We start from the raw sequence: 3,252 nt of genomic DNA, 5'->3' as shown, positions 1-3,252 counted from the left end.
CCGCGGCCCCGGCGACGCACCCAGCGACAGCCCGACGGCCCCGCCGTCCGCGCCCCCGCAGTCACCACTCGTCCAGCTGGGCGTCGAGGCCTCGGCCGGCCCCGGCGGCGTCGGCGCCCAGGTGACCGGCGGGGTGGCGGGTGTGCCGCTGCCCACGATCTCCGTCGGCGTGCCCTGATCGCGGGCCCGCCCCGAGGACTGGCTTCACACCCGGCCGGGTAAGAAGGGTCCATGACCGTCAGCAGACTCATCGCCCGCCCCATGCTCGCCTCGGTCTTCCTCGTCGGCGCGGCCAACGCGCTGAAGAACACCTCGGGGCCCGCCGGCAAGGCCGAACCCGTCACCAGCCGGCTCGTCCCGCTGGCCAAGCGCGCCGGCATCCCGCTGCCGGAGGACCCCGAGACGCTGGTGAAGCTCAACGCCGGGGTCCAGATCGGCGCCGGGCTCGCGCTGGCCACCGGCCGGGCGCCCCGGCTCTCGGCGGCCGTGCTGGCCGCCTCCCTGGTGCCGACCACCGCGGCGGGTCACCGGTTCTGGGAGGTGCAGGATCCGGCCCAGCGGACCCAGCAGAAGCTGCACTTCTTCAAGAACCTCGGGATCCTCGGCGGGCTGGTCATCGCGGCCGGCGACACCGACGGCAAGCCGGGCGTCGCCTGGCGGACCCGGCACGCCGCCAAGGACGCCCGCCGCCAGGCCCGGCACCTCGCGGCCGCCGCGCGCCAGGAGGCCCGGCTCGCGAAGGCGAAGGTCGCCTGAGCCGGCACCCGAGCCGGCGCCTGGGCGCCGATAGGCTGCGCGGGTGACGATCAGCCCCGATCCCTGGCCCGCGCCGCGCGCGGACCACCCCGTCGACGCCGTTGTCACGCTCCCCGGCAGCAAGTCGCTGACCAACCGCGCACTGCTGCTGGCCGCGATCGCCGAGGGCCCGTCGGTGGTCCGGCGCGCCCTGCGGTCGCGCGACACCACGCTGATGGCCGCGGCGCTGACCGCGCTCGGGTCCACCGTCGACACCGCCGGTGCGGACTGGGCGGTGACACCGGGCGCGTTCGACCGGGACGCGGCCGTGGACTGCGGGCTCGCCGGGACGGTGATGCGCTTCGTTCCCCCGGTCGCGGGGCTCTCCACGGGATCGATCTCCTTCGACGGCGACCCGCACATGCGGAAGCGGCCGATCGGGGAGATCCTGGGCGCGCTGCGCACCCTCGGCGTACCGGTCGAGGGTGAGGCGCTGCCGTTCACCGTGCACGGCCGCGGTGCCGTCGCCGGCGGCACGGTCGTCGTCGACGCGTCGGCGTCGTCGCAGTTCATCTCCGCGCTGCTGCTCGCCGGCGCCCGCTACGAACAGGGCGTCGACGTGCGCCACGACGGCAAGCCGGTCCCCTCGCTCCCGCACATCGACATGACCGTCGCGATGCTCCGCGAGCACGGCGTCGAGGTCGACGACGCCGACGCCGACCGCTGGCGGGTCGCGCCGGGTCCCGTGCGCCCCGTCGACCACCTCATCGAGCCGGACCTGTCCAACGCCGCTCCGTTCCTCGCGCTCGCCGCCGTCTCCGGCGGCAGCGTCGTGGTCCGTGACTGGCCGCGCGCGACCACCCAGGCCGGCGACGCGCTGCGCGAGATCCTCACCGCCATGGGCTGCGAGGTGGCGTTCGAGGCCGGCCCCGACGGCGGCGGCCTGCGGGTCACCGGCAGCGGCACGCTGCTCGGCATCGACGTCGACCTGCACGACGTCGGCGAGCTGACCCCGGCCGTGGCCGCGCTGTGCGCCCTCGCCGAGGCGCCGTCGCACCTGCGCGGCGTCGCGCACATCCGCGGGCACGAGACCGACCGGCTGGCCGCGCTCGCCACCGAGCTGAGCGGCCTCGGCGCCGACGTCACCGAGCTCGACGACGGGCTGAGCATCCGGCCCGCTCCGCTGCACGGCGGGGTGTTCCACACCTACGCCGACCACCGGATGGCCCACGCCGGGGTGATCGTCGGGGCAGCCGTCGAGGACGTGCGGGTCGAGAACATCGCCACGACCGCGAAGACGTTCCCCGACTTCGCCGGCTTCTGGTCCGGGCTGATCGAGCAGTGAGCAGGGCATGAGCCCCAAGGCGCGCGGACGCTACTCCGACCACGACGTCGAGCACTACGACCGACCGCGCCGCAGCACCCGGCCGCGCACCAAGGAGCGGCCGACGTACGCCGACGCCGTCGACGGCGTGGTCGTCACCGTCGACCGGGGGCGGTTCACGCTGCTCGTCGAGGGCCAGACCGTGCTGGCGGTCAAGGCCCGGCCGCTGGGCCGCAAGGGCGTGGTGGTCGGCGACCGCGTCCGGGTCGTCGGCGACACCTCGGGCGACGAGGGCGCACTCGCCCGGATCGTCGAGGTGCAGGAGCGGTCGACGACGCTGCGCCGCACCGCGGACGACGACGACCCGGTCGAGCGGGTGATCGTCGCGAACGCCGACCAGCTGGTCGTGGTGACCGCGCTGGCCGACCCCGAGCCGCAGCCGCGGTTGATCGACCGGGCCCTGGTTGCGGCGTACGACGCGGGGATGCAGCCGCTGATCTGCATGACGAAGTCCGACCTCGCCGACCCGGACGCGCTCTCGGCGACCTACCGCTCGCTCGGCGTGCCGTGGGTCGTGACCCACCGCGGCGGCGACATCACCGCGCTGCGGGAGCGGCTGAGCGGCCGCACCAGCGTGCTGCTCGGCTCGAGCGGGGTCGGGAAGTCGACCCTGGTCAACGCGCTCGTGCCGCACGCGCGGCGCGAGGTCGGCATCGTCAACGCGGTCACCGGGCGGGGCCGGCACACCTCGACCTCGGCGTACATGCTGGCGCTGCCCGCCGGCGACGGCTGGATCGTCGACACCCCCGGCATCCGCTCGTTCGGTCTCGCGCACGTCGAGCCGGAGCGGCTGATCGAGGCGTTCCCCGACCTCGACGAGATGACCGAGGACTGCCCGCGCGGCTGCACCCACGGCGCCGACGAGCCCGAGTGCGGTCTCGACGAGGCGCTCCGCAGCGGCGACGCCGACCCCGAGCGGGTGGCGTCGTTCCGCCGACTGCTCGCCGCGCGCAGCGAGCCGGCGTACTGATCCTCGGTCCAGGCCGATCGTCGCTAGCGAAGCTAGGTTCTTCGAACTCTGGCGTTTGTCTTGAGTTTCAGGCTGCCTTTCCTAGGCGCGCTCGGTGGGTGTAGCCCTCGACGTGGCGGTCGATGGTGGCCAGTGCGCGTTGGAGTTCGGGTGGTGCGGGTGG

The 3,252-nt window shown here is 74.8% G+C and carries 3 protein-coding genes; all 3 read left to right on the top strand.

The window, feature by feature from the left end:
- Nucleotides 1–231: 231 nt before the first annotated feature.
- From VGD85_RS04530 to rsgA, 3 genes are read left to right on the top strand one after another with little or no spacing between them, the layout of a single operon-like run.
- Nucleotides 232–756, top strand: coding sequence for a DoxX family protein (locus VGD85_RS04530; protein ID WP_331062250.1), 525 nt, complete (start codon nucleotides 232–234; stop codon nucleotides 754–756).
- A gap of 43 nt (nucleotides 757–799) precedes the next feature.
- Entirely contained in the window at nucleotides 800–2,080 is a 1,281-nt protein-coding gene (aroA, locus tag VGD85_RS04525) for a 3-phosphoshikimate 1-carboxyvinyltransferase (protein ID WP_331062249.1), read from the top strand.
- Between the two features lie 7 nt (nucleotides 2,081–2,087).
- Nucleotides 2,088–3,089, top strand: a complete 1,002-nt coding sequence (gene rsgA / locus VGD85_RS04520; protein WP_331062248.1) for a ribosome small subunit-dependent GTPase A — start codon at nucleotides 2,088–2,090, stop codon at nucleotides 3,087–3,089.
- The last annotated feature ends 163 nt before the right edge of the window (nucleotides 3,090–3,252 follow it).

Source organism: Nocardioides sp., assembly GCF_036401255.1.
Classification (GTDB): Bacteria; Actinomycetota; Actinomycetes; order Propionibacteriales; family Nocardioidaceae; genus Nocardioides.
Note: the sequence above shows the minus strand (reverse complement) of the source record. Positions and strands in the feature narration are given on the sequence as shown.

Bases quoted from the DNA above. Each gene is read 5' to 3' on its own strand.
- VGD85_RS04530 (WP_331062250.1), top strand. From the start codon at position 232: ATGACCGTCAGCAGACTCATCGCCCGCCCCATGCTCGCCTCGGTCTTC.
- rsgA (WP_331062248.1), top strand. From the start codon at position 2,088: ATGAGCCCCAAGGCGCGCGGACGCTACTCCGACCACGACGTCGAGCAC.